This window comes from Bifidobacterium sp. UBA744, assembly GCA_002298605.1.
GTDB lineage: Bacteria > Actinomycetota > Actinomycetes > Actinomycetales > Bifidobacteriaceae > Bifidobacterium.
In genome coordinates, this window is sequence record DBKS01000063.1 from 89,862 (window position 1) to 96,284 (window position 6,423).

Here is a 6,423-nt window from a genome sequence, read left to right on the forward strand (position 1 = left end):
CCGCAGCGGCGTTCCAGCGACGGCCGGCCGGCGTTCACATACGCCTGCAACGCCCTGCAGGCATACGATCCGAGCGGCACCAGGCGCTGTTTGCCCCCCTTGCCCATAAGCCGGGCCATGCGCTCATCCACATCGACATCATCGAGATTGACGCCCACCGCCTCCGACACACGAGCGCCCGTGGCATACATGAACTCGAGCAACGCCTTGTCGCGCAAGGCCACGGGATCTGTCGAACCCCCGACGGACACCGCGTCGAGCAATCGCGCCACCTCGTCGATGGTCAGCACATCCGGCAAGGTGGACGCCGCTTTGGGCGCCTTCACAGCCGCGGCCACATCGGCGTCCACCGCACCGTCGAAAGCGGCGAATTTATGGAATTCATGCACGGACGCCAGCCGACGCGCCTTGGAGCGCGCGGACTCGCCCTCGCCATCCAAAAAAGCGACGTAATCCTCGACGTCCCTGCGCGTCACCGCGCCCAGACCCGTGATCCCCTTCGATCGCAACCAGGAGATGTACCGCTTCAGATCAGAGGCGTACGCGTTGACGGTAGCCGCGGACAACCCCCGCTCCACGTCGATATGCGCCTCAAAACGAGCCAGCAGCCCCTCAAGTCCGTCGTCTTTCATCGACGTTCATTCTAGCTGCTGGCCTGATACGAGAAACCCCGCGCATGGCGGGGTTCCCAACATAGACGACCGACCCCTTACAGGAGCCGGTTTCGCTCACGCCTCGACGGGAGCGTTGACGTCCTCGGGGAGAGCGGCCTTGGCGGCGTCCACGATGGTCTTGAACGCCTCGGGATCGGACACGGCCAGTTCGGCCAGAGCGCGGCGGTCGAGTTCGATGCCGGCCAGGCGCAGACCCTGAATGAAGCGGTTGTAAGTGATGCCCTCGGCACGGACGGCAGCGTTGATGCGCTGGATCCACAGCTTGCGGAAATCACCCTTGCGGGCCTTGCGGTCGCGGAAGTTGTAGTTAAAGGAGTGCAGCAGCTGCTCCTTGGCCTTGCGGTACAGGCGGGAGCGCTGGCCGCGGTAGCCGGAAGCCCTCTCGAGAACAACACGACGCTTCTTATGAGCATTCACTGCGCGCTTGACACGTGCCATAATCTATTCCTCAGCTTTCTAAATGTCTTGATTGATGCGAGCAGGGGCTCACTTGTTGAGCATCTTCTTGATGTTCTTGGACTGCGCCTTGGCCAGAACCGAGTCGGCGGACAGGGCACGACGCTTGCGAGCGGACTTGTGCTCGAGGTTGTGGCGCATCGCGGAACCGACCTGCATCAGCTTGCCCGTGCCAGTGACGCGGACGCGCTTGGAAGCGGCGGAATTACTCTTCATCTTCGGCATTGCTGCCCTCCTTGGTGTTGTTCTTCTGTGCGGAAGCATGGGTGACGGAAGCCTTCGCCGCGGCCGCGGCCTGAGCCTGGGCCTCCTGCTTGGCGGCCAAACGCGCGGCCTGACGGGCCTGGCGTTCGGCGCGGGACTGATCGCCACGACGACGCTGCTCGGACTGGGTGTGCACTTTCTTGCCCTTGGGCGCAAGCGTCATGATGATGTTGCGGCCCTCCTGCTTGGGCTGGAATTCGATGGTGCCGAACTCCTCGACCTCGGCGGCAAGACGCTGCAGCAACTCCACGCCGCCGATCGGGCGGGACTGCTCACGGCCACGCAGCATAATCGTGACCTTCACCTTGTCGCCGCCTTCGAGGAATCGAACCACATGGCCCTTTTTCACATCGAAATCATGCTCGTCGATCTTGAGGCGGAAACGAATCTCCTTGATCTCGGCAGTGCTCTGATTGCGGCGGGCTTCGCGAGCCTTGATCTTCTCGTTGTACTTGTACTTGCCGTAATCGATGAGCTTAGCCACGGGAGGCTTCGCATTCGGCGCCACCTCGACCAGATCGAGGTTGGCTTCCTTCGCCAGATTCAGCGCGACCGAAGTTGCGATAACCCCCACCTGTTCGCCATTCGGGCCGATCAGGCGTACTTGAGATACGCGAATCTCGTCGTTAATCCTTGGTTCGTCGCTGATGATGACTCCATTCCTCGTGTTACCAGTCGCGTCAATTCCGATCCTGCGCGATTCGAGGCATACCGAAGAAGTCGCCCTTCAGCGGTCAAAGCTTCACGAATGATGTCATTCGTTCCGTGGAACGCGCACAACGCGCGGACCTGCGAGGCCAATGCCTTGAACCCGAAGCCATAACAGGCTTCCAGGTGGGAAAATCCGCTTTCTTGATTTCTCAAGCCAAATAAAGAGAATACCACACTCCTCGACTGGCCGACACGCCGGATGGTCCCACCCATCCACGGATGCGGTGGCCCGCGTTCGCCACGGCGGAAGGCGACGGCTCAGTAATACCGAATTCCCAAATAGACGGCAAGCACGATACCGGACACGCACGCCAGAATACGCATCAGCCGCTCGGGCACGCGGCGCACCACGGCCGGAGCGAATCGCGAACCGACCACCGATCCGATGAACAAGGCGGCCATGGCGGGCCAGTGAACCACCCCGGTGATCACGAACATGATGGTCGCCGAAATATTCGCCATGCCGCATCCAAGGGTTTTCAACGCGTTGATCTCGGCATATGGACCCACCTTGCCGACCGACAGCACGGCCAGCGTGGCGGTGCCGGACCCCGCGCCGAAATATCCCGAGTAGACCGACAATGCCGACATGGCGGCCACCATCGGAATTGTTTCGCCGGGATCCCCCCGCCGACCGTCACGCTCCGGGCGTCCGGCACTCCCCCGCCGGCTGGCGGAGCCCCCCGCATCGGCCGACCCGCCAGCCCGCGCGGGGGCTCCGTCGGATCCCGCCGCCGTCTTCCTCGGCCTGGCGAGAATCAGCAACGCGCTCAGCGCGAGCATCGGAGGCACCGAATACTCGAAGAACCTTGCGGGCAACGTCAGCAACAGCAGCGCGCCGATCACCCCGCCGACAAGACCGATCACCGCATACACCAACGCGACATGGCGGCGGCGGCGCAGTTCGGGTCGCGCGCCCAGGCACCCACCAATGACGATGCCCACATTACCCGCGGTATTGGTGGCCGAGGCCATCACCGGAGGCACTCCCACCGCCAGCGTGGCGGGAAAGGAGATCAGCGAGGCGAGGCCCACGCTATAGCCAACGAAACCGGCCCCTACGCCGGCAGCCACCAAGGCGACGAATTGCCAGATAGTCATGACTCATATGCTAACGCCGGGCCACCGCGACGAGGAGTCATATGCCAGCGATTGCAACGAACCGAAGCGCCTTGCGACGCGGTCTCAGCCGCGACGGGCGACCAGCGAATCAACCCAGTAGGCAAGCGGCGGCAATAGGGCGAGCTGCAGCACAATGCCGGGCAGGCCGGCGGCAAGATCGCCAGTCCAGATCGAGGCGACGTCCACGCCACTGCCGAAGGCGGCCACCGCAATGGCCACGGCGATCGTGTAGGCCACACGACCGGCGACCTGCGCGACAACCACTTTGGCGAGGAACGGCAGACGCACGCCGCGCAGCAGGCCGGCCACCAAGCCGTAGACGCACAACTCGACCACCATGAGCGGAAGCATCGACGCCACCGGCATGCCGGTCAGCGCAAAACTGGCCAGTGGAGCCAGCGCGCCCGAAATCGCGCCGGCCACCGGTCCGGCGATCAGACCGACGAAGATGATTGGCAGATGCATGGGCAGGAACGCCATCCCCAGCGCGTCGCCCATGCCGCTGGCCGCTCCGATGATGTGAACCGCCTGCGGCAACGCGACGGCCGCGGCAATGGCGAACAGCGTGGCCGCGGCGGTGGTTTTCACACCGAGCTTCGGCAGATCAGCGTGGGTCAGGGTTGTTGAAACACTCATATCGACTCCTTTGAACAGATAACCAGAATAGATAGTCGGAACGGATACGGCCAATGTGCAAGACGACGGCGGGACGCTAGCCGATTGCCGGCCCCCGCAGATCCACCGTGACGACGACATCGGCGGCCTCGCGGGCGCCGGTCGCCTCGAAATACCGTTCCTCAAGCGGGATCCACTCGTCCCTGAACCGTTGCAGCATTGTCGGATTGCGCCTGGCGAGGCGACGCAGCTGCTCCTCGGGGCTGATGTCGAGAAAAACCGACAGCCGGTAGTAGCGCCGCAAATCCGGGTGGAGGGCGTAGCTGCCCTCCACCAGCACCACCGGCGTCGCAGAGGGATCGACCGTCACCACGTCGTCGGCGAAACGACCGGCATGGCAGTCCCAGGGATGGAAGGCAACGGCATCGCCGCGGCCCAGCGGCGCAAGCACCTCATGCTCGACCCGTTCGCGGTCGACGTTGCCGCCCGGCTGCGCCAGACGCTCGGGCGAGCGCTGCTCGGGGCGCAGGAAGAAATCATCCATATGCACCACGGCGCATCCAAGCCGATCGCGCAGCATGGCCGCCAGCGTGGTTTTGCCGGAGGCGCACCGGCCGTCGATACCGATCATCACCACCATGAGAAACCCGCGATCCGGCGTCAGTCCAGCACGGTCAGACGGTACTCGCGCGAACCGATGCCCAGCTCCGCGGCGTGCTCAAGAATATGCTCGCCGTGACGGGAGGCGATGCGCTGCGAAACCGACGCCCCATCCGGCGCGGCATGGATCAGGTCCACGCAGGCCTGGTCGAGGGCCACCGGGTCAAGCGACGACAGCACGCCGATATCATGCATGTCCGGCTCGGAGGGCGCGGCGAAGCAGTCGCAGTCCACGGACAGGCGGTTCATGATGTTGAGATACTGCATACGGCCACTCATATGCGTGATCACGGCTTCATCCGCCTCGGCCATGGCCTCCAGGAACTCCAGCTGCGGCGCCTCGACCCACTGGTCGGCGGAGCGGCCCCCGGAGTGGATCCAACGCTTGCCGTTGGAGGAGGCCAGTCCGATGGACACGTTCTTCAGCGCCCCGCCGAAGCCTCCCATCGGATGCCCCTTGAAATGAGACAGCACGAACACCGAGTCATAATCGTCGATATGCCTGCCGACGATGTCATAGGCGATCACCTTGTGCTTCGCGACCGGGATCCTGATCTCACCGCCCATGTCGAGGATCTCGACCGGGGCGATGTCGGCATAGCCGTGATCGCGCATCACCTTGAGGATTTTGTCCGGCGTCTCGCGGTTGCCGTTGTAGGCGGTGGCGCACTCGACCAGGGTGCCGCCGAGCTCGCCAACCAGATCCCTGATCAGCGCCGGGCTGAGGTTGTTGGATTTGTCCGATTCGCCCGAATGGATCTTGATGGCCATGCGGCCGGGCAGCTTCGCGCCGAGCGCATGGTATGCCTTCACGATGGACTGCGGCGTGATGTCGTTGGTGAAGAATACCTCGGGTGCGTCCGCCGATTCAGTGCGATGCTCGAGATCGCCGACTTCGCTCATGCTTTTCTCCTCGCCTTTCCGTACATGGACCGCCGGGGAGCCGGATGGCGCGTCGATGCGCCGCGGCAACCGTCGCGTCTTCTTACGAACTATACACTTGGGTGTCATGAACAATGACACTTCCGCCGGCGGGACACGCGTCGGAACATGCGTGATATTCGGCGCCGGCGAGTATTACGCCGGCGCGGGGAGCCTCCCGCAGGTGCCGGACGGCGCGCTGGTGATCGCGGCCGACGGCGGGCTCGACCACGCACGCTCGCTGGATATTCCCGTCGACGTCGTGGTGGGCGATTTCGACTCGATCGTCGACGCCCATCCGCTCGACGGCGAACAGAGTATCGTGCTGCCGCCTCAGAAAGACGATCCGGACATGCTGTCGGCCCTGAAAATCGGCTGGTCGCGCGGCTGCCGCGTATTCCACATCTACGGCGGTCTCGGCGGCCGCGTCGACCACACACTCGCCAACATACAGCTCATGGCCCTGCTGGCCGCGCGGGGTGGCACCGGCCTGCTGCATGGCGACGGCACCGTCGTCACCGCCATTTGCGACGGCGCGCTGTCGTTCCCGGCCGATCACGGCGTCGCCCCCGGACGCATGGTGTCGGTGTTCGCCCACAGCGACATCTGCGAGGACGTGAACGAGCCGGGGCTCAAATACGAGTTGCGGCACGGCACACTCACCAACACGATGGCGCTGGGCGTCAGCAATGAACTGCTGCCGGGCGTCGCGGGGGCGATCGGGGTGCGGCGGGGCACGCTGATCGTGACGTTCCCGGCGGAGGCCCCCATGCCGGTCGTGACGCGCTTCCACGAGTTCGACGGGGATTTGGGGCCGCTCGACACGCAGGTCTCCTCGCTGCTGTCCGACCGCCTGCAGACACAGCGGCCATCGTTGCCGTAAGTACAGGCGGCGCATTACAGTGGGAGGCGTTGGTAAACAATGGCCCGGTGCCAATGCGCGCCGCGGTCCCCTCAAAGGGAGTAATTACATGACAGTTAAGATTGGTATCAACGGCTT

At 64.0% G+C, this 6,423-nt stretch carries 9 protein-coding genes; 1 reads left to right on the forward strand and 8 read right to left on the reverse strand.

The features are described 5' to 3' along the window. The 8 genes from B2994_RS07465 to B2994_RS07500 form a co-directional block, all read right to left on the reverse strand. A partial coding sequence (locus B2994_RS07465) for a tyrosine-type recombinase/integrase (RefSeq protein WP_414630669.1) occupies positions 1-632 on the reverse strand: 632 nt, incomplete at its 3' end. Between the two features lie 96 nt (positions 633-728). Then, positions 729-1,112 (reverse strand): 50S ribosomal protein L20, encoded by a 384-nt coding sequence (gene rplT, locus B2994_RS07470; protein WP_291527731.1) that lies wholly within the window; start codon positions 1,110-1,112, stop codon positions 729-731. 48 nt (positions 1,113-1,160) lie between these two features. Then, positions 1,161-1,355 (reverse strand): 50S ribosomal protein L35, encoded by a 195-nt coding sequence (gene rpmI / locus B2994_RS07475; protein ID WP_291527732.1) that lies wholly within the window; start codon positions 1,353-1,355, stop codon positions 1,161-1,163. Continuing rightward, positions 1,336-2,079, reverse strand: coding sequence for a translation initiation factor IF-3 (gene infC, locus B2994_RS07480; RefSeq protein WP_291527746.1), 744 nt, complete (start codon positions 2,077-2,079; stop codon positions 1,336-1,338). The genes rpmI and infC overlap by 20 nt, the downstream gene beginning before the upstream one ends. Before the next feature lie 284 nt (positions 2,080-2,363). Continuing rightward, a complete protein-coding gene (locus B2994_RS07485) occupies positions 2,364-3,206 on the reverse strand; it encodes a sulfite exporter TauE/SafE family protein (protein ID WP_291527733.1) in 843 nt (280 codons plus the stop codon). 84 nt (positions 3,207-3,290) lie between these two features. Further along, the gene (locus B2994_RS07490; RefSeq protein WP_291527734.1) at positions 3,291-3,863 is read right to left on the reverse strand and encodes an ECF transporter S component; all 573 of its coding nucleotides are present in this window, start codon (positions 3,861-3,863) and stop codon (positions 3,291-3,293) included. 76 nt (positions 3,864-3,939) lie between these two features. Next, positions 3,940-4,473: a uridine kinase family protein gene (locus B2994_RS07495; RefSeq protein WP_291527735.1), complete on the reverse strand. Its 534-nt coding sequence runs from the start codon at positions 4,471-4,473 to the stop codon at positions 3,940-3,942. 29 nt (positions 4,474-4,502) lie between these two features. After that, a complete protein-coding gene (locus B2994_RS07500; protein ID WP_291527736.1) occupies positions 4,503-5,405 on the reverse strand; it encodes a DUF362 domain-containing protein in 903 nt (300 codons plus the stop codon). Between the two features lie 106 nt (positions 5,406-5,511). Between B2994_RS07500 and B2994_RS07505 the strand changes: the two genes are divergently transcribed. Next, positions 5,512-6,306, forward strand: a complete 795-nt coding sequence (locus tag B2994_RS07505) for a thiamine diphosphokinase (protein WP_291527747.1) — start codon at positions 5,512-5,514, stop codon at positions 6,304-6,306. The last annotated feature ends 117 nt before the right edge of the window (positions 6,307-6,423 follow it).